The 18736-nt window shown below is 70.2% G+C and carries 17 protein-coding genes and 1 pseudogene; 9 read left to right on the top strand and 9 right to left on the bottom strand.

The window, feature by feature from the left end; translation table 11 throughout:
- The first annotated feature begins 11 nt into the window (after positions 1–11).
- Positions 12–2096, top strand: coding sequence for a phenylacetic acid degradation bifunctional protein PaaZ (paaZ, locus tag FGL91_RS10050; protein ID WP_153243740.1), 2085 nt, complete (start codon positions 12–14; stop codon positions 2094–2096).
- Positions 2097–2296: 200 nt separating this feature from the next.
- Here paaZ and FGL91_RS10045 read toward each other — a convergent pair whose 3' ends face one another.
- The 8 genes and pseudogenes from FGL91_RS10045 to dhaK form a co-directional block, all read right to left on the bottom strand.
- On the bottom strand, positions 2297–2905 hold the full coding sequence (locus tag FGL91_RS10045) for a TetR/AcrR family transcriptional regulator (protein WP_081997108.1): 609 nt from the start codon (positions 2903–2905) through the stop codon (positions 2297–2299).
- Between the two features lie 79 nt (positions 2906–2984).
- Complete coding sequence (paaK, locus tag FGL91_RS10040) at positions 2985–4310, bottom strand: phenylacetate--CoA ligase PaaK (protein WP_407665261.1); 1326 nt, start codon at positions 4308–4310, stop codon at positions 2985–2987.
- 27 nt (positions 4311–4337) lie between these two features.
- Entirely contained in the window at positions 4338–4766 is a 429-nt protein-coding gene (gene paaI / locus FGL91_RS10035; protein ID WP_131494530.1) for a hydroxyphenylacetyl-CoA thioesterase PaaI, read from the bottom strand.
- A 113-nt stretch (positions 4767–4879) separates the two neighbouring features.
- Complete coding sequence (locus FGL91_RS10030; RefSeq protein ID WP_153243739.1) at positions 4880–6166, bottom strand: sensor domain-containing protein; 1287 nt, start codon at positions 6164–6166, stop codon at positions 4880–4882.
- Positions 6167–6310: 144 nt separating this feature from the next.
- Positions 6311–7981, bottom strand: coding sequence for a phosphoenolpyruvate--protein phosphotransferase (ptsP, locus tag FGL91_RS10025; protein WP_416202666.1), 1671 nt, complete (start codon positions 7979–7981; stop codon positions 6311–6313).
- 111 nt (positions 7982–8092) lie between these two features.
- A pseudogene (locus FGL91_RS19400) lies at positions 8093–8824 on the bottom strand (HPr family phosphocarrier protein); the annotation flags it as partial.
- Positions 8824–9465, bottom strand: coding sequence for a dihydroxyacetone kinase subunit DhaL (dhaL, locus tag FGL91_RS10020; protein WP_131494420.1), 642 nt, complete (start codon positions 9463–9465; stop codon positions 8824–8826). The gene dhaL and the pseudogene FGL91_RS19400, both read right to left, overlap by 1 nt.
- Positions 9465–10457 carry a dihydroxyacetone kinase subunit DhaK gene (dhaK, locus tag FGL91_RS10015; protein ID WP_047522754.1) on the bottom strand — a complete coding sequence of 331 codons (993 nt, stop codon included), beginning with the start codon at positions 10455–10457 and terminating at the stop codon, positions 9465–9467. The genes dhaL and dhaK overlap by 1 nt, the downstream gene beginning before the upstream one ends.
- A gap of 158 nt (positions 10458–10615) precedes the next feature.
- Between dhaK and FGL91_RS10010 the strand changes: the two genes are divergently transcribed.
- Complete coding sequence (locus tag FGL91_RS10010) at positions 10616–11383, top strand: IclR family transcriptional regulator (RefSeq protein WP_047522738.1); 768 nt, start codon at positions 10616–10618, stop codon at positions 11381–11383.
- A gap of 34 nt (positions 11384–11417) precedes the next feature.
- On the opposite strand, the gene FGL91_RS10005 is transcribed toward FGL91_RS10010, so the two are convergent.
- Positions 11418–13541 (bottom strand): RecQ family ATP-dependent DNA helicase, encoded by a 2124-nt coding sequence (locus tag FGL91_RS10005; protein ID WP_153243737.1) that lies wholly within the window; start codon positions 13539–13541, stop codon positions 11418–11420.
- Positions 13542–13601: 60 nt separating this feature from the next.
- Between FGL91_RS10005 and FGL91_RS10000 the strand changes: the two genes are divergently transcribed.
- The 7 genes from FGL91_RS10000 (at position 13602) to FGL91_RS09970 (ending at position 18671) form a co-directional block, all read left to right on the top strand.
- Positions 13602–14021 (top strand): pilus assembly protein CpaE, encoded by a 420-nt coding sequence (locus FGL91_RS10000; protein ID WP_153243736.1) that lies wholly within the window; start codon positions 13602–13604, stop codon positions 14019–14021.
- Between the two features lie 85 nt (positions 14022–14106).
- On the top strand, positions 14107–15081 hold the full coding sequence (gene paaA, locus FGL91_RS09995) for a 1,2-phenylacetyl-CoA epoxidase subunit PaaA (protein WP_131494423.1): 975 nt from the start codon (positions 14107–14109) through the stop codon (positions 15079–15081).
- Positions 15081–15386 (top strand): 1,2-phenylacetyl-CoA epoxidase subunit PaaB, encoded by a 306-nt coding sequence (paaB, locus tag FGL91_RS09990; protein WP_029262355.1) that lies wholly within the window; start codon positions 15081–15083, stop codon positions 15384–15386. The genes paaA and paaB overlap by 1 nt, the downstream gene beginning before the upstream one ends.
- Entirely contained in the window at positions 15383–16234 is an 852-nt protein-coding gene (gene paaC / locus FGL91_RS09985) for a 1,2-phenylacetyl-CoA epoxidase subunit PaaC (protein ID WP_153243735.1), read from the top strand. The genes paaB and paaC overlap by 4 nt, the downstream gene beginning before the upstream one ends.
- Positions 16228–16722, top strand: a complete 495-nt coding sequence (paaD, locus tag FGL91_RS09980) for a 1,2-phenylacetyl-CoA epoxidase subunit PaaD (protein ID WP_047522724.1) — start codon at positions 16228–16230, stop codon at positions 16720–16722. Before paaC ends, paaD begins: the two co-directional genes overlap by 7 nt.
- Position 16723: 1 nt before the next feature.
- Positions 16724–17887, top strand: coding sequence for a 1,2-phenylacetyl-CoA epoxidase subunit PaaE (paaE, locus tag FGL91_RS09975; RefSeq protein ID WP_047522723.1), 1164 nt, complete (start codon positions 16724–16726; stop codon positions 17885–17887).
- Positions 17888–17900: 13 nt separating this feature from the next.
- A complete protein-coding gene (locus tag FGL91_RS09970) occupies positions 17901–18671 on the top strand; it encodes an enoyl-CoA hydratase/isomerase family protein (RefSeq protein ID WP_153243734.1) in 771 nt (256 codons plus the stop codon).
- Positions 18672–18736 lie beyond the last annotated feature (65 nt).

Genomic DNA, 18736 nt, shown 5'->3' with positions numbered 1-18736 from the left:
AGGGAACAGACATGACGGAGATCCTCCCCAGCTATCTGCAGGGAGCCTGGTGGACGCCCGGCACCGATACCGATGCGGCCGAGGTGCGCGATGCGTCGACCGGCCGGGTCGTCGCCCGCGTCTCGACGGAGGGCATCGACCTCGAGGGCGCGCTCACCTATGCCCGCCGGGCAGGACAGGCCTCGCTCGGTGAGCTCACGTTCCATCAGCGCGCCGTGCTCCTCAAGCAGCTCGCCCTCGCCCTCACCGCGCGCAAGGAGGAGCTGTACGAGATCTCGAGCCGCACCGGCGCGACCCGTCAGGACTCGTGGGTCGACATCGACGGCGGGATCGGGGTGTTGTTCGCGTACTCCAGCAAGGGACGTCGGGAGCTTCCGAACGCGAAGGTCTATGTCGACGGCGGCATCGAGAACCTCTCCAAGGACGGCTCCTTCCTGGGTCGGCACATCTACACCCGACTCCCCGGTGTCGCGGTACAGATCAACGCGTTCAACTTCCCGGTCTGGGGGGCGCTGGAGAAGTTCGCCCCCGCCTTCCTCGCGGGCGTGCCGACGGTGGTGAAGCCGGCCACCCCGACCGGGTATCTGGCAGAGGCCATGGTGCGGATCATGGTCGAATCGGAGCTCCTGCCCGAGGGCTCGCTGCAACTCGTCTCCGGCGGCGTCCCCGGACTCTTCGAGGCGCTCCGGCTGGGAGACCTCGTCGCTTTCACCGGGTCCGCATCGACCGCCGAACGGCTGCGCGCCCACGATGCGGTGCAGACCGGCGGCGTGCGCTTCACGAGCGAGACCGACTCGATCAACGCCTCGATCCTGGGGACGGACGCGGTCTCCGGGACCCCCGAGTTCGACGCCTACGTCCGACAGCTCGTGGCCGAGATGACCACGAAGGCCGGTCAGAAGTGCACCGCGATCCGGCGCGCGATCGTGCCGGCCGAAGCTGTCGACGACGTCATCCGCGCCGTGCAGGCCCGCCTCTCGGAGCGCGTCGTCCTCGGCGATCCGCGCGCCGAGGGGGTCACGATGGGACCCCTCGCCTCGACCGCCCAGCGCGACGAGGTGCTGCGCCAGGTGTCGCGCCTGCAGGACGGCGGCGGCGAACTGGTGGTCGGATCGACCGACGCACCGAACGTCCGTCACGACGACGGCAGTGAGGGACCAGCTCCGGACGGCGCATTCGTCGCGCCGATGCTGCTCCGCTTCACCGACCCCGAGAGCGCGGCGGTCAACGAGATCGAAGCGTTCGGCCCGGTCTCGAGCATCCTCGGCTATCGCACCCTCGACGAAGCGAGCGCTCTGGTCGCCCGCGGTGGCGGATCGCTGGTGACGAGCGTGGCGACGCACGACCCCGAGGTCGCTGTCGCCCTGACCACCGGAATGGCCGCCTACAACGGTCGTGTCCTGTTCCTCGACCGCGATGACGCCCGCAGTTCGACGGGTCATGGCTCCCCGCTCCCGAACCTCGTCCACGGAGGGCCGGGGCGGGCCGGCGGCGGCGAGGAGCTCGGGGGCATCCGCGCCGTCCTCCATCACATGCAGCGCACCGCCGTGCAGGGGTCTCCCACCATGATGACGGCCCTGACCGGCGTGTGGCACCAGGGGGCGGACGCGCGTCCGTACCAGGAGAGCGGCGGGATCCACCCGTTCCGCAAGTCCCTGGCCGAGCTGAGCATCGGGGACCAGGTCGTGAGCGGATCCCGCACCGTGACCCTCGACGACATCGAGACGTTCGCGGCCTTCACGGGCGACACCTTCTACGCGCACATGGACGAGACCTCCGCGGCGGCGAACCCGTTCTTCCCCGGTCGTGTCGCGCACGGGTACCTGCTCGTGTCGTGGGCGGCGGGGCTCTTCGTCGATCCGGCACCCGGCCCCGTGCTCGCGAACTCCGGGCTGGAGAACCTGCGCTTCGTGACGCCCGTCTCCCCCGGCGACGAGATCCGTGTCGAGCTCACCGCGAAGCAGATCACCCCGCGCGAGACCGACGAGTACGGCGAGGTGCGCTGGGACTCGGTGCTGAAGAACCAGCGCGAGGAGATCGTCGCCACCTACGACGTGCTCACCCTCGTCGCGAAGCAGCAGGCGGAGGCTGCCTGAGTCCGCTCGACGCCCCCTCCCGCCGTCGACGCCCCCTCCCGCCGTCGACGCCCCCTCCCGCCGTCGACGCCCCCTCCCACCGTCGAGGCCCCCTTCCGTCGTCGACGCCCCCTCGAGTCCGCGTCGCCCCAGCGGGGCGTGGACGACAGGACGGGGCCTCGACGACAGGACGGGGTGGCGGGATGGCGGGGCGGCGCGGGTCAGCGACGACGCAGTCCGTCGAGCGCGATGGCCACGACGTCGTCCGCCAGCCGATCCGCGCCTTCCCTGCCCCCGGGTCGGTACCACTCGACGATCGAGTTGATCATGCCGAAGGTCAGGCGGGCGACGACGCTGGCGTCCATGTCGGCGCGCAGTGCGCCCTCAGCCTGCGCCTCGGACACCAAGGCCGTGATCCGACGATCGAAAGCGCGACGACGGGTCAGCGCTCGACGCTCCACCTCGGTGTTGCCGCGCACCCGGAGCAGCAGCGTGACCGCCGGCAGCTGCGCGATCAGGACGTGCACGGCGCCGCGGAGCACATGCTCGAGTCGTGCCACGGCGCTGGCCTCGACCGCCGACGCGGGAAGCGGATCGTCCACCACGGCCTCGAGTCCGCTGAGCGCCGCATCGAGAGCAAGGTCGAGGATCTGGTCCTTGGACCCGAAGTGGTGGTAGATCGCGGACTTCGACAGTCCGAGCCGCTCGGCGAGCATGCCGATCGACGTGGCGTCATACCCGTGCTCGTTGAAAGCGGCGACCGCGACCGCGAGGATGCCCTGCTGGTCGTATCCCGGGCGGCCGCGTCGTGTGCTCTGCATCTCTGACATCATGCACAGTCTCGCATCCGATCGTGCCGTGCGGCGGGAGCGGTGGCCGCGAGGCGTGCTCGGCCACCGCTCCCCCGGGTCAGCGCAGGTCGTAGACCCGCTTGTACTTGCCCTCGCTCCGCGGCAGCGTGCCCGGCTCCTCGAGCTGGACGGCGACCGTGGAGCCGACGAACACCTTGATCCGCTGCGCCAGCACCTTCGCCGCGCTGGTGCAGGTCTCGACCGAGAGGTCGGGGTGCCGCTCGATACGCACGGTCATCGTGTCCATCCGGCCCTCCTTGGAGAGCTCCAGGATGAAGTGGGGGGTCAACTGCTCGATGCCGAGCACCAGTTCCTCGATCTGCGTCGGGAAGAGGTTCACGCCCCGCAGGATGATCATGTCGTCGTTGCGCCCGGTCACCTTCTCCATGCGCCGCATGCCGGGCCGAGCGGTCCCGGGCAGGAGCCGGGTGAGATCGCGGGTGCGGTAGCGGATGACCGGGAAAGCCTCCTTGGTGAGGGAGGTGAACACGAGTTCGCCGAGTTCGCCGTCCGGGAGCGCGGCCCGGGTCTCGGCGTCGATGACCTCCGGCAGGAAGTGGTCCTCCCACAGGTGCGGGCCGTCCTTGGTCTCCAGGCACTCGTTGCCCACGCCCGGTCCCATCACCTCGCTGAGCCCGTAGATGTCGAGGGCGTCGATGCCGAGTCGCAGTTCGAGCTCCTGCCGCATCTCGTTCGTCCACGGCTCCGCTCCGAGCACCGCGACCCGGAGCGAGGTCGAGCGCGGGTCGATGCCCTGCGCGACCATCGCGTCCGCGATCGTCAGGAGATAGCTCGGCGTGCAGAGGATCGCGTCCGGCTCGAAGTCGCGGATGAGCTGCACCTGTCGCGCGGTCTGGCCGCCGGACATCGGGATGACCGTGGCTCCGAGCGCTTCGATTCCTGCGTGCGCACCGAGCCCACCGGTGAAGAGGCCGTAGCCGTAGGCGTTGTGCACCTTCATCCCCCGGCGGATGCCGCTGGCGCGCAGTGACCGGGCGACCAGCGATCCCCAGCGATCGAGATCGCCGCGGGTGTAGCCCACGACGGTCGGACGCCCCGTGGTGCCACTGGACGCGTGGATGCGAGCGACGTCCTCCATCGGCACGGCGAACATGCCGAACGGGTAGGTCTCGCGCAGATCGTCCTTCGTCGTGAACGGCAGCCGCTCGACATCGGCGAGGGTGCGGATGTCGTCGGGGTGTACTCCGGCGTCATCGAACTTGCGCGTGTACAGGGGCACGTTCGCGTAGGCGTGGCGCACGGTCTGCTGCAGGCGGGTGAGCTGAAGCCGCTCGATCTCCGCTCGGCTCATGCGTTCCTCGGCGTCGAGCTCGTCGGCCGAGGGCGGGTGGATGCGGGTGGACGCGGCGGTCGTCATCGACACGGGAGACTCCATCGGATCGGGGGGGGGTCAGAAGGTCTGGGTGGTGGTGCGCGAACGGCCACGGAACTCCGCGACCGTGTCGCCGAGCTCATCGACCACGGTCACGTCATAGATGCCGGAGCGGCCGGTGCGGGTGCGGCGGACGGCCGTCGCGGTCAGCGTCTGCCCGGCGACCGTGGACTTCAGGAACGAGATATCGGCGCCCGCGGCGACCGTGACCCTGTCGTCCTCGTTGCAGGCGATCGCGAACGCGGTGTCGGCCAAGGCGAACACGAAGCCCCCGTGCGTGATGTGGAACCCGTTCGTCATGTCGTCACGCACGCGCATCGAGACCACGGCGTGACCGGGGTCGTCGCGCTCGACGACGAGTCCGAGTGCGGCCGAGGCCTGATCGCGCTCCATCATCGCGCGGTTCGCCCGCACCGCATCCGTGGTGCGCGTCATCGCTTCCGTCATCGTCGACCTCCTCGTCGCGTGGTGCCGCGGCAGCGGTGCCCCGACGGGCCCATACTAACTGAACGATCGGTTAGTAATGAAGCCCGATGCGAAGATCGGTCTGCGAGAAGGCGTCAGCCGAAGATCAGCGCGTTGCGCAGGGTGGCATCCTCCAGCGTGATCCCGGTGATCACGGCACCGTCGTCGCCGACCGAGTCACGGTCGAGACGGAAGCGCAGCGTCACACCCTCTCGGGTCGACCACTCGTAGAAGTACTCCCCCGAGGAGACGATACGAAGGTCCGTGCCTTCCGGGAATGCGGCGACGGCGACGGAGACGGCATCCCCGACCTTCACGCCGTCTGCGGACGGAAGCGCCGCTCCGTCATCCGACCGATCGCCGACGGTGTTCGCGATCCCCACGGTGAGGGCCGAGACCAACGTCCCGCCTTCCTGCGTTTCGAGCAGCAGCGACGCGGAATCATCCGCGGCGATCAGTCGCGTCGGTCCCCCTTCCCACTCGGGTTCCTGGATGCGGGCTCCGGGCGCCGCCGCGATCGCCTCGTCGAGCTCGACGCCCAGCTGCACCGGCCCGACGCCCACCGGAGTGATCTGCCAGGCGCTCCACGGCGCGGCCGGGTCGGCTGCCGCGGGCGTGTCGACGGGCGCAGGAGGGTTCGCCGTCAGCTCGTCGATCAACATCCGCCGAGCCTCCTCCGCGCGATCGCGCAGCAGCGCTGCGGCGGCCTCGGCGTCGAACGCCGGCTCACCGGTGAACGGCTGCCACACCTCGACGATCACGTTCCCGACCGAGACGTAGCTCTTGTAGAGGCTGTGGCCACCACCGGTCGAGTAGGTGATGATCAGCGAGCCGGCAAGGGCTCGGATGCCGCCGTCGCCTTCTGCTGTCGAAGACGCGAAAGTGGCCGGTCCGCCGAACTCGAATTCGACGCACTGCGCCGCCGCATCGACATACTGATCCATTCGGGCCTTCGCGGCCTCTTCGTCGGCGAACTGGAGCACGTGGAGCCACCCGTCACTCCCGTCCTCCGCCGTCGTCCAGGTGACGGAGCGCGCACCGATCGACCCCAACGAGGTCTCGGCCGCGAGCGCGCTGCAGATCGCGGGAACAGGCTCGGGGCCACCTCCATCGGAGACCTGGATCAGGGAGGAGACCGCCGGGCTGACCTCTCCGACATCGGGGAGCATGGCCGCGATCTCGTCGGCACTCAGGAGGAACCAGTCCAGCTCGTCTCCGACGAAGGCGATCGGCCCCGCATAGGGATCGGGCGTCGGAGCGACCGGAGCGGTGCTGGGCTCCGGCGTCGATTGCGGAGTGGGCGCGCAGCCGGCGAGCGCCACCAGGACACCCACCGCCAGAGCACCGATCACGCTCTTTCGTACCGACAGCTTCTGCGACATGTGTCCCTCCGACTCCTCTTCGGCGTCCGATCCGACACCCGTTTCCGACGAGCCTAGGGCGAGGCTGCCGACCGGCGACGAGCGCCCAGGATGTCGATATCGGAATGAGACGGTGAACATTCCCCGCCGGGCATGAATCCGGGGTCAGAGAAACTCGGCGTGGGCCTCCCCCGTCCTCGCCACCGCCCTCGCCTCGTCGACGGTGCGTGCGCCGAGCACCGCTTCGGCAGCCCGGCGGCAGTCCTCCTCGCTCACCACGGAGAGGGCCTCGGCGACGCGGCCGAGCGACCGCGGAGTCATCGACAGCGAGGTCGCACCCAGGCCCACGAGAACCGGGGCGAGTGCGGGATCGCTCGCGGCTTCCCCGCACACTCCGACGGACTTCCCGGCCGCCCTCCCCGCCTCGCCGACGATGCCGATCAGGCGCAGGACGGCCGGCTGCCACGGGTCGTTCAAGTCGCCGAGATCACTCAGGAGGCGGTCGGCCGCGAGCGTGTACTGGGCCAGGTCGTTCGTTCCCAGACTCACGAAGTCGACCACCTCGAACAGCTCCGCGGCGAGCAACGCGGCCGAGGGAGTCTCGATCATGATGCCCGCGCGTTCGATCCCCGCAGCACGAGCCCGCTCGGCGAACTCCCGCGCTTCTTCGACCGTCGCGACCATCGGAGCCATCACCTCGACCTGCGCCGACTCCGCTTCTGCGGCCCGGGCGAGCGCCCGCAACTGATCGTCGAGGAGCTGCGGACGACGACGCGCGATCCTCAGACCGCGGACCCCCAGGGCCGGGTTGTCCTCGTGATCCGCATTCGCGAACGGGAGAGGCTTGTCACTTCCGGCATCCAGCGTCCGAACGACCACCTTGCGGCCGGGGAAGGCAGCGAGCACGCCGCGGTATGCGGCGGTCTGTTCCTCGACCGACGGGGCGTCCGCCCTGTCCAGGAAGCAGAACTCCGTCCGGAACAGCCCCACGCCCTCCGCGCGCGCTGCCGCCGCGTTCACGGCGTCCGCGGCCCCTCCGACGTTCGCGAGCAGCGCCACGCGGTGTCCGTCTGCGAGACGCCCGGTCCCGTCGAACTCCACCGCGGTCGCCGCTGCCGCCGCTTCCGCGACCCGTGACTCCGGCGGGTCGACCTCGACCGTGCCGCGGCCGCCGTCGACGAGAAGCGTCGCCCCGACAGGAATGCCGACGGCGCCGGCCACACCGACCACCGCGGGAAGCCCGAGCGAGCGAGCGATGATCGCCGTATGGGAGGTCGGACCTCCCTGCTCTGTCACGAGGCCGACGCACCGCCCCTCGCCGAGCGTCGCCGTGTCGGCAGGCGACAGGTCGGTCGCGACGAGCACGAACGGTTCCTCACGCTCCGGCACCCCCGGCATGTCGACTTGGAGGATCTCGGCGATGATCCTGTCGCGCACGTCACGGATGTCCGCCGCGCGCTCCGCCATGCGACCGCCCAGTGCGGTGAGGCCCTTCTCGTGCGCCAGGCCGGTCTCCCACACGGCACGGGCGGCACTGCGCCCCTTCGCACGGACCAGCGCGGTCGCCTCGGAGACCAGCTCGGGATCGGAGGCGAGCAGCCGCGACGCATCGAGGATCGCCCGCGCCTCCCCCGTGGCCTGGGCAGTGCGCGTCCGCAGCTGGTCCGCCACCGCCACGGCCGCCCATTCGATCGCCGACACTTCGGCATCGCGTTCCTCCACCGCGATGACGGTGTCCGCATCGGGTTCAGCAACGGCCGGCGCGAGGTGCACGACGGGGGCCGCGACCCGACCGGGGCTCACCCCGCGCCCGCGCAGCACAGCGCCGGACGCGATCGTGACCGGGGCGCCCTCGACAGCGGCGGGGCCTTCGGTGGGGGCAGCCGGGGCGGGGGCGGGCACTGCCGCGTCGGTTCCCTCACCGAACCCGTCGTCGAACAGCACGGACAGCCGCTCCGACACGGTGGCGGCCTGCGCCCCTCTCACCGTCAGTTCGATCTCATCGCCCTGCCGCGCACCGAGGACGAGGAGACGCGAGAGGCTCGCCGCCGACGCATCGGGTCCGTCGGGAAGTCGTCGCAGCCGCACCTCCGCCCCTGCGGACGCCTCGGCGATCAGGGCGGCGGGGCGTGCGTGGAGCCCTTGCGGATTGCGCACCCGCACACGACGCACGAGCGCCTCGCCTGCGTCTTCGACCGCGGAGGACGACGCAGCATCCGATGAATCCGCCGCTGAATCGGGTGCGGGCGTGGCGTCGTCCGGGACCCCGAGCTGCCCGGTCTTCGCCCCGAGCGCGGAGGTCGCCTCGGACGCCACCGCATCCAGGTCGCTCCCCGCCGCGGCCGAGACGACGGCGGCGAGCAGCCCCTCCACGAACGGCGCGGGAGCGAGCCGGACCGGCACGTCGCTCGCGCGCAGTTCGAGCGCGAGTTCCGCACTCAGCACCGCCGACCCGAGGTCCATCAGGACCAGGACTCCCTCGCAGTCCGCAGCCAGCTCATCGATCGCCGCGGCCACCGCCACGGCGTCCGTTCCGAGGACCGGCACGCCGTCGCCGTCCACGCCAGCGCCCGCGGCCACCCGCACGCGCACAGCGGGCCCCTGGACCATCTGCAGGGCAAGCTCCAGTGCCGCCTCCCCGAGCCGTGCGCTGTGGGAGACGGCGACGATACCGATCATCAGGCGCTGCCCGCGACCGCCGCGGCGAGCGTGTCGAAGAGGATCGCCGTGGACGCCGCCCCGGGGTCGAGGTGACCGGCGCTGCGCTCGCCGAGATAGCTCGCCCGTCCCTTGCGTGCGACCAGCGGCAACGTGGCGTCTCGGCCCTTCTCGGCGGCATCGGCCGCGGCGGTGACGGCATCCGCGACGGTCGAGCCCTCAGCGAGCGCGGCGTCCATCGCGTCGACGGCCGGTGCCATCGCATCGAACATCGTCTTGTCCCCCGCTTCGGCCTTGCCCCGCGCGACGATGCCGTCGAGCCCCGCACGCAGCGCGGTCGCGAGGGCAGGGCCGTCGAGCTCGGACACCGCGCCCGCAGCCATCCCCATCCGCAGGAAGAAGGTGCCGTAGAGCGGTCCGCTGGCCCCACCGACGGAACTCACCAGGGTCATGCCGACCGTCTTCAGCAGCTCGTCGATCGTTCCGGGTGCGCCCCCTGCGAGCTTCTCGCCGACGGCACTCATCCCTCGGGCCATGTTCGCACCGTGATCGGCGTCGCCGATGGCCGAGTCGAGTTCCGTGAGCCAGTCACGCTTCTCGGTGACGGCCGTGCCGAACCGCGAGACCCAGTCGGCGAGGACGGCGGTGTCGACAGCAGCCATCAGGCGCCCCACCGCAGACCGGGGGTGTTGACCGGCGCGTCCCACAGACGCAGCAGCTCGTCGTCCGCCTTGAGCACGGTGACCGAGCATCCCGCCATGTCGAGCGAGGTGATGTAGTTGCCCACGAGGTTCCTAGCGATCTGGACCCCGGACTTCTCGAGGATCGCCGCCACCTCGCCGTACATCAGGTAGAGCTCGATGAGGGGTGTCGCGCCCATGCCGTTGAGCATCACGATCGAGGGGCCGGTGGCGTCGAGGTCGGCGAGAATCGGCTCGACGAGCTGCCGCGCGATGTCCGCCGCGGGAGCCAGCGGTTCACGGTGACGGCCCGGCTCGCCGTGGATGCCGATGCCGATCTCCATCTGGTCGTCCGGCAGATCGAAGGTGGGCTTCCCTGCCGCGGGCACGGTGCAGCTGGTGAGCGCCATGCCCATCGAGCGGCCCTGCCCGTTGATCTTCTCGGCCAGCGCGACGACGGCGGCGAGATCGCGGCCCTCCTCCGCAGCGGCTCCGACGAGCTTCTCGAGCAGCACGGTCAGACCGACACCGCGACGCCCCGCCGTGTACAGGGAGTCCTGCACCGCGACGTCGTCGTCCACGGTGATGCTGCCGACCTCGATCCCCTCCATCGAGGCGAGCTCGGCGGCCATCTCGAAGTTCAGCACGTCGCCCGTGTAGTTCTTCACGATGTGGAGCACACCGGCCCCGCGATCCACGGCCTTGGTGGCCACCTGCACGCGGTCCGGCGTCGGGGAGGTGAACACCTCTCCGGCGACCGCGGCATCCAGCATCCCGGTTCCGACGAAGCCGCCGTGCAGCGGCTCGTGACCGGAGCCGCCCCCGGAGACGATCGCGACCTTGCCCTGTGCCTTCGGCGTCGCGCGAGTGATCACGTGGTTCTCGAGGTCGACGGAGAGCTCGGGATGAGCGAGCGCGACCCCTCTCAGAGATTCGACGAGAACATCTTGCGGGGCGTTGATGAGCTTCTTCATCATTCGATCTCCTTTGATCCTTCGTGGTCTCTTTCGCAAAATCCGAAAGGAATTCGTTAATGTCGAATATGCTCGGAGCCAGCCGGGTTGTCAAGATCATTCTTGAAGCCCGGCTCCACTGACACCGGCTCGACGACGCACCGGAAGGAGGGCTCCCCGTGATCCAGGCGATCGACCGCGCGGCGAAGATCCTCGAACTGCTCCAAGGAGCACGCCATCTCGGCATCACCGACCTCGCCGCAGCGCTCAGCCTGCCGCCGTCGACCGTGCACGGGATCGTCAAGTCGTTGCGCGCGCACGGGCTCGTCGCGAAGGAACGCGGGGGCCAGCGCTACATGCTCGGGCCGACGCTCCTGCGCCTGAGCAACGTGTACCTCGACACCCTCGATGTGCGCGCGCGGGCGATGCGATGGACGCAGGAACTCGCACGGCGCACGAACCTCTCGGTGCGGCTGGGTGCCCCGCACTTCACCGATGTGCTCGTGATCCACCACAACCTGCGCCCCGACGACAGCCAGCAGATGCTGGAGACCGGGGTCGCGATTCCCGCGCACGCCTCGGCGATGGGCAAGGTCCTGCTCGCCTACGACCAGGGCTTCCAGCAGAGCGTCTTCGAACAACCGCTGCGCAGCCTCACCGGCGACACGATCACCGATGTCGCACGGTTGACCCTGGAGCTGCCGTCGATCGCCGAGCGCGGGACCGCCGGTGAGTTCGACGAAGCCGTGCTCGGGGAATCCTCGCTCGCCGCACCGGTCGCCGATGCCTCGAACGACATCGTCGCGGCCGTCGCCGTGGTGCTGCCCACCTCGCAGACCCCGGCCTCGGACGCGATCCTCAACGCCCTCCGCGAGACGGCCCGCAACATCTCACGCGAACTCGGTGCCACCACCTGGCCGCCGCGCGTCGCACCCGCCGACGACTGACCGCCGCCGACTGACCGCCGCCGACAGGCCCGCGTCATCCGCGCAGCGCCAGCGCGAAGGGCAGAACCTCGGTCGCCCCGGCCTGTCGGAGCACGCGGGCCGCGACCGTCATCGTCCACCGGCTGTCCACCAGATCATCCACGAGCAGCACGGGCCCCGACGGCACCTCGAGGTGCTGAGCGCTCAAGCGATCCCAGAGTCCGGCGAGACGGAAGACGCTGTTCCCGCCCGGTCCGCCGGAGGGACCGCCGCCGAGGGGCTCGAGCGCGCCGAGGTACGGCAGGCGCCCGACCTCGGCGAGACCGCGGGCGAGCGAATCGACCATCACGGGGTGCGAGCGCGACGGCAGAGCGACGACGGCGACCGGCCGCTCGGCCCACTCCCACCCCGCGAGCACGCGGATGCACGCCTGGAGCAGTTGAGGAGTGACCTCGGTGTCGGGGGCGCCCGCGGCGAAGATCTCGCGCAGAGCCCCTCCCCAACCCAGATCGGTGAGGCGCGCCAGCGCCCGCCCCTCGCTCGCCTGCTCGTCGGCGGGGATCCTCCCCTTGACCGGCACCTCGAGCCGGTCGGCGCCGGTCGGCCAGGCACGACGGGGCTCGATCGGGACACCCACCCGGTCGAGGGACTCCGCGGCCTGCGAGCTCGCGGACTCCCCGACCTCCTTCGGGAACCATCCGCCTGCACAGTTGTCGCACCGCCCGCACGGCGCAGCCGTGTCATCGTCCAGCGCCCGCTGCAGGAACTCCATGCGGCACCCGTCGGTCTGCTCGTACTCGATCATGTGCTGCTGCTCGGCGAGACGCTCGGCGGCGATCCGTTCGTAGCGCTCCGCGTCATAGCTCCATGGTTCGCCGGTGGACACCCACCCGCCCTGCACGCGCCGGACCGCTCCGTCGACGTCGAGCACCTTGAGCAGCAGTTCGAGAGGCGTGCGGCGGATGTCGACCATCGCCTCGAGCGCCGGTGTCGAGATCGGGGTGTCACCGAGGGCGCCGATGACCCGCTCCGCGCGCTCACGGTCGGGCATCGAGGCCGTCGCGAAGTAGTGCCAGATGTCGCGGTCTTCGACGCCGGGCAGCAGCAGCACGTCGGCGCTCTCGCTCGCACGACCGGCACGGCCGACCTGCTGGTAGTACGCCACGGGTGACGACGGAGCACCGAGGTGCAGCACGAAACCCAGATCGGGTTTGTCGAACCCCATCCCCAGGGCACTCGTGGCCACCAGCGCTTTGACCTCGTTGCGCTTGAGCAGCCCTTCGGATTCGGCGCGTTCCTCGGTGTCGGTCTGCCCGGTGTAGGCGCGCACGTCGTGACCGTGGTCGCGCAGCAGGCGGGCGGTGTCGACGGCGGCCGCGACGGTCAGCGTGTAGATGATGCCGGAGCCGGGGAGGTCGTCGAGGTGGCTCAGCAGCCAGGCGAGGCGGCTCGTCGAATCGCGCAGGCGAAGCACACCCAACCGCAGCGATGTGCGCGCGAGCGGTCCGCGGATCGTGAGCACAGCTTCGGCGGCCGCTTCGCCCGGGGGCTGGAGGGCGCCGAGCTGCTCGGCGACGTCGGCGACGACGCGGCTGTTCGCCGTGGCGGTGGTCGCGAGCACCGGCACGTCGGCGGGCATCTGCGCGATGAGGTCACGCAGGCGTCGGTAGTCGGGACGGAAGTCGTGCCCCCAGTCGCTGATGCAGTGCGCCTCGTCGACCACGAGCATGCCGATGCGACGCACCAGCGCGGGGAGCTGCTGCTCGCGGAACGCGGGATTGTTGAGCCGCTCGGGTGAGACAAGCAGCACGTCGACCTCGTCGCGGTCGAGCTGCGCGAGCACGTCGGTCCATTCATGGGCGTTCGTGGAGTTGATCGCGACGGCCCGGACGCCGGCCCGTTCGGCGGCGGCGATCTGGTCGCGCATGAGTGCCAGCAGCGGCGAGACGAGCACCGTCGGTCCGGCCCCCTGCCTGCGCAGCAGAAGCGTCGCGACGAAGTACACCGCCGACTTCCCCCACCCCGTGCGCTGGACCACGAGCGCCCGGCGGCGCGCCTCGACCAAGGCCTCGATCGCCTCGTACTGGCCGTCGTGGAAATCGGCGTCGGGGCGGCCGACCAGTTCGCGCAGGGCGGCGAGTGCGGGCTCGCGGGTGTCGGCGGAGACGGAGGAGGTCATGTCCCCACTCTGCCCCACGCCGCCGACACGGTCGGCGGTCCCGTCGTCTAGCGTGGGGAGATGATCACACGCGAGCTCGCCGTCGCCCTGCGAGAGGCCGGGCTCGTCTGGCATCCCGCCGAGGGCGACCGCTTCCAGCTCGATCTGCCGGACGAGGTCGAACTCGAGGCCGAGGCCGACGTCTTCACGGTCAGCGAGATGACGATCGAGGCCCGACAGACGCCGAGTGGCACGGATCTGGCGTTCAACGGCACGACGGAGTGGGCGCTCGATGCGGTCACGCTGGCGGACGCCGTGTGGCTGCCGAGGGAGGACCAGCTGCGCGAGCTGCTGCGTGGCACGTTCCGCGCGCTGGTGCGCCTCGACGACGCTTTCCGCGTCGACATCGAGATCGCCGACGCCGCGCTCTCGTTCGAGCATCCGGATCCGGCCGAGGCGTACGGGCGCGCACTGCTCGCGTTGATCTCGCGCTCGCACTGAGCACCGTCTTGAATCCGATGCTCCTCTGTGTCAGAATTACCTAACGATCGGTCAGTAAAGATGACCGGATGTTGAGGAGTCGACGATGACCAGTCCCGCAGACCTGTCCCTGGTGGGCGACCTCTCGGATGAGGAGCGTCTTTTCGACGACCTCATCGCGAACGAACAGCGCATCGAACCGCGCGACTGGATGCCGGACGCTTACCGCAAGACCCTCGTCCGTCAGATCTCGCAGCACGCGCACTCCGAGATCATCGGCATGCAGCCCGAGGGCAACTGGATCACCCGCGCCCCGAGTCTGAAGCGCAAGGCGATCCTGATGGCGAAGGTCCAGGACGAAGCCGGCCACGGTCTCTACCTGTACTCCGCCGCCCAGACCCTGGGTACCACCCGCGACGAGATGATGGATCAGCTCATCAGCGGCAAGGCCAAGTACTCCTCGATCTTCAACTACCCCACTCCGACCTGGGCCGACATGGGCGCGATCGGCTGGCTGGTCGACGGTGCCGCGATCTGCAACCAGGTGCCGCTGTGCCGCGCATCGTACGGCCCCTACGGCCGTGCGATGGTGCGCGTGTGCAAGGAGGAGTCCTTCCACCAGCGGCAGGGCTTCGAGATCCTGCTCACCCTGATGCAGGGGTCCGAGGAGCAGCGCGAGATGGCCCAGGACGCCGTGAACCGGTGGTACTGGCCGAGTCTCGCGATGTTCGGACCGCCCGACGACCAGTCCCCCAACTCGGCCCAGTCGATGAAGTGGAAGATCAAGCGGTTCTCGAACGACGAGCTGCGCCAGCGCTTCGTCGGAATGCTCGTGCCTCAGGCCGAGATCCTCGGAGTGACCCTGCCCGATCCTGACCTGCGCTTCGACGAGGAGAGCGGCCAGTACGTGATCGGCGAGATCGACTGGGACGAGTTCTTCGAGGTCGTGCGCGGCAACGGCCCGTGCAATGCCGAGCGCCTCGAACGCCGACGCACGGCACACGAAGAGGGCGCATGGGTCCGTGAGGCCGCGGCGGAGTACGCACGCAAGCAGTCCCTGAAGACCAAGGCGGTGGCGTGATGGCGACGCCGGGAGCGGACGAGCGGGAGCCGTGGCCGCTGTGGGAGGTGTTCGTCCGCGCGAACCGCGGGCTGAGCCACGTGCACGTCGGATCGCTCCATGCGCCGGATGCCGAGATGGCGATCCGCAACGCGCGCGACCTGTACACGCGCCGCGGGGAGGGCGTCTCGATCTGGGTCGCACCGGCGGAAGCGATCACCACGAGCGACCCCGACGCCAAGGGCGCCTACTTCGAGAGCCCGGCCGGCAAGAACTACCGGCACGCCGTGTACTACACGGCTTCAGAGGGAGTGCCGCACCTGTGAGCGCCCCGCACCCGGAAACCGCGCACGAGGACATCGACGTCCACGGCGACGTCTCGGTCGACGAGCTCCGCCTCTCGCAGGAGCTCTCGGGCACCGGGGCGATCGCCGCCTCCGCCGACATCGCCGAGTACGCGCTCCGCCTCGGCGACGACGCGCTCATCCTGTCGCAGCAGCTCGGCGCCTGGATCTCCCGGGCACCGGAGCTGGAGGAGGATGTCGCGCTGGGCAACATCGCCCTCGACCTCCTCGGCCACGCGCGGTCTTTCCTCCACTACGCGGGGTCGTACGACGGCCGCAGCGAAGACGAGCTCGCTTTCTTCCGCGATGAGCCCGAGTTCCGCTGTGCGTGGATCGTGCAGCAGCCCAACGGTGACTTCGCCCAGACGATCGCCCGGCAGTTCGTCGTCGCCACCTTCATGTTCGAGCTCTACTCCGCACTGCGCGCCAGCAGTGACGAGACCTTCGCGGCGATCGCCGAGAAGTCCCTCAAAGAGGTCGACTACCATCGCGATCACGCCGTCCAGTGGGTCCTGCGCCTCGCCGGCGGCACCGAGGAGTCGCGCGCCAGGATCATCCGGGCACTCGGGGATGTCTGGCCGTATGTCGACGAGCTGTTCCGCGACGACGACCTGATCGACCGGCTCGGCGCTGCGGCCGTTCGTCCGTCGAGTCTCCGTGCCGGTTTCGACGGCGTGGTCGACACCGTCTTCGCCGAGGCGGAGCTGTCGGTCCCTGCCGTCATGCCGTCCTCGGCCGGCGGGAGGCACGGCGCCCACGCCACCCCTCTCGGTCACATCCTCGCCGAGATGCAGGTGCTCGCGCGACGGCATCCGGGGGCGACATGGTGACGCTCACTCCGACGCAGGCTGCCTGGCGCATCGCTGCCGCCGTCCCCGACCCCGAGGTGCCCGTCCTCACGATCGAGGACCTCGGCGTGCTCCGTGCGGTCGAGGTCGACGGCACGCGGGTCCACGTCGACATCACCCCGACCTACAGCGGGTGCCCTGCGATGGACACGATCCGCGACGACGTGGTGCTCGCCCTCACCGCGGCCGGCTTCGACGAGGTCGAGGTGCGGCTCGTCCTCTCCCCCGCCTGGACGACGGACTGGATGACGGATGCCGGCAAGACCAAGCTCGCGGAATACGGCATCGCGCCGCCCTCCGGCCGCGCCGCCGTGTCGACCGGCCCCATCCGCGTCTCGCTGAGCGTGCGCTGCCCCCGGTGCGGCTCGCTCGATACCCGTGAGGTCTCGCATTTCGGCTCCACCTCGTGCAAGGCGCTGTTCGAGTGCCGTGCCTGCCTCGAGCCCTTCGACCATTTCAAGGTGCACTGACATGTCGCTCTTCACCTCCGCTCCGCCGCCCGTTCCGCGCGCAGCTGCGCCTCGCGCCGCCGCACCGCGAACGCGCGCCCGGTTCCACACGCTCGTCGTCGAAGACGTGCGTCCGCTCACCGACGACTCGGTCGAGGTGACCTTCACCGTGCCGGCGGCCCTCGCCGACGAGTACGACCACCTTCCCGGTCAGTACGTGGCGCTGCGCACGACCCTCGACGGCACCGAGGTGCGGCGCTCCTACTCGCTGTGCCGCGCCCCGGAGCACCGTGACGACGGACAGGACACCCGGCTGAGCGTCGCCGTGAAGCGTGACGAGGGCGGGCTCTTCTCCACCTGGGCCCAGACCGGCCTGCACGCCGGATTCGAGATCGACGTGATGAGCCCCCAGGGCACCTTCACCTCGGCGCTCGACGACCTCGATGACCGTCACGTGGTGGGGATCGCCGCCGGTTCCGGCATCACGCCGCTGATGGCGCTCGCGCACACGGTGCTGAACCGGTCCGACTCGTCGCGGTTCACCCTGCTGTACACGAACCGGGCGACGCTCGACGTGATGTTCTTGGAAGACCTCGCCGACCTCAAGGACCGCTACCCGACCCGGCTCGTGCTGCACCATGTGCTGTCCCGTGAGCAGCGCGCGGCGCCGGTGCTCTCCGGGCGGATCGACGAAGAGAAGCTCCGCACGATCCTCGGTACGCTCATCCCGCCGTCGACCGTCGACGAGTGGTTCCTGTGCGGGCCGCTCGCCCTGGTCGATCTCTGTCGCGAGGTGCTCGCCGACGTCGGAGTCGATCGCTCCCACATCCGGTTCGAACTGTTCACGACCGGTGACGAACCGGCACGTGCGGCCCGGCCGGTGCAGGTGCGTGCGGGCGAGAAGACCGTACGCATCGAAGTCACCCTCGACGGCGTCTCCTCGACGGTGGAGAGTCCGGTGGATGCGCATGAGTCGGTGCTCAACGCGGCGTTGCGCGTGCGCCCCGATGCCCCGTTCGCCTGCGCGGGCGGCGTCTGCGGGACCTGCCGCGCCCGGGTGCTCGAGGGCAGCGTCACCATGACCGAGAACTACGCCTTGGAGCCCGACGAACTCGAGCGCGGATTCGTGCTCACCTGCCAGTCCCATCCGACCAGCGACCGCGTGGTCGTGGACTACGACGTCTGACCCGGAGGCCCCCATGATCGACCTCGCCATCGCCGACGACGTCGCGACGATCGTGCTGAACGCGCCGTCGAAGCTGAATGCGCTCGACGAGCGGGCCCTCGCCGAACTGGAATCCGCATACATCGAGGCGGAAGGCGCAGGGGTGCGGGCGCTCGTGCTCCGCGGAGAGGGGCGCGCCTTCTGCGCCGGCCGTGACATCTCCGGGGTCGACCCCCGGGACGACGATGTGCTCGGTTACCTCGGCGGCCTCGTGACGCCGCTGCTGCAGCGCATGTCCCGGTTCCCCGCCCCGACGTTCGCGGTCGCCCACGGCGCCTGCCTCGGCGTGGGGCTCGGTCTCCTGATCGCAACCGATGTCGTGTACGTGGCCGAGTCGGCGAAGGTCGGTTCCCCGTTCGCGGCGCTCGGTGCGACGCTCGACTCCGGCGGCCACGCACTCTTCCTCGACCGGCTCGGCGCGCACAAGACGCTCGACCTGATCTACACGGGGCGCCTGATGAGCGGGGCCGAGGCCGTGGCGTCCGGCCTCTTCTCGCGCGCCTTCCCCGACGACGAGGTCGTGCAAGCGACGACCGCTGCCGCTGCCGCCGCCGCGCGCGGAGCCACCGCAGCCTTCCTCGCGAGCAAGGAGCTGGTCGCCCGCATCCGAGACGAGCGGCTCACGCTGTGGGATGCGGTCGGCATCGAGAACGCCGCGCAGGCCGCCCTCTGCGACACCTCCGACTACCGCGAAGGGTTCGCCGCCTTCCAGGAGAAGCGGAAGCCGGAGTTCCGCGGGCACTGAGCGCGCCGGTCAGCGCGGACTCGGAACGTCGTGACCGACCGGCACCGATGTCGGACGCCGGTGCG

Origin of the sequence: Microbacterium sp. CBA3102 (assembly GCF_007954505.1) — a bacterium.
Taxonomy (GTDB): domain Bacteria; phylum Actinomycetota; class Actinomycetes; order Actinomycetales; family Microbacteriaceae; genus Microbacterium; species Microbacterium aurugineum.
This window is presented reverse-complemented; position numbering and strand designations above follow the sequence as displayed.